This window comes from Bartonella sp. AP57NXGY, from assembly GCF_042195805.1.
Lineage (GTDB): Bacteria > Pseudomonadota > Alphaproteobacteria > Rhizobiales > Rhizobiaceae > Bartonella.
Map to the genome: position 1 here is coordinate 1 of NZ_JBHIOZ010000391.1, position 980 is coordinate 980.

1 protein-coding gene is annotated in these 980 nt (G+C 34.3%); it reads right to left on the bottom strand.

The features are described from left to right. Positions 1-639 precede the first annotated feature (639 nt). The coding region (locus ACFIL8_RS11070; RefSeq protein ID WP_375689840.1) for a hypothetical protein at positions 640-980 on the bottom strand (341 nt) is incomplete at its 5' end.

The following is a 980-nucleotide window of genomic DNA, read 5'->3' on the forward strand; positions in this document are numbered from 1 at the left end:
GCTGCTGGGATCTTCGTTTGTTGATTTATTAGATCGATATTCTTCTAAAACTATTATCAAAGCACGATGTCCTGTACGAGATAAATTACAAATTGCTTGAATGCCATCAGCAAATATTTCTATAAAATTTTCTTTCTTTATTTTTTCTGTGACGTGAATTGTAGGTATGACCTCTGTTCTATTCGTATCAGAGTTGATAAATTTTTGTTGTGTAATGGACGTTTTTACAACTTTCTTATCGGTAAAAATTTCAGATTTTTTGAAAAAAGAATTTTCATACGGGGAATATTTTTGCTTTATAAATTCAAATCGATGACGTGACCTTTGGTTCTGAAAAAAGCTTATGAAAATATAGAGAAAGGCAGAAACGGAACATCATTTCCTTCAAAAAACAATAAATGGCTTCGAATTAAACTAGGACTTCTAATGCAAGCATTGCCTTATGTTGTTATGTTCATGAAAAATGGGTTGCAATCTGAAAGAGAGTGTAGCGGTTCTATGGAATTTTTAGCAAAATGAAGGGGATTTTTTTCAGGTATTTGAAGAAGCTAAAGAGACTATGAGGAAAAAAATGTGCTTTCTTTTATAACAAAAGAAAGCACATTGAGAGGGGGATTTAGAGTGACAGCTTTACATATTTTACTCTGAAAAGCGGTCTTTTTTATCTTTTTTCCACAAAAAATAAGTTGCAAGTCCGAGAATGGGAACACCCAATTTGGCAAAAGGGAGATGTTGACTGAGAGCTGCAAGACTGGAAACAGTCGCATCTGTCATGAGTTTGTGGCGTTGTTCTTCTGTCTTTTTTTGTTGGTCATAGCGTTGATAAGTTTTGAGAACGCGACTGATAATAAGACCTAATCCCGCAAGAGAAAGACAAATTAAAAACATGATACTGGCGGCAGCAAGAGGCTTCATAACAGAACATAACGCAATAAAACCGATGGTACATAAAAAAAGCAAAGACATGAAGAATGAAATGC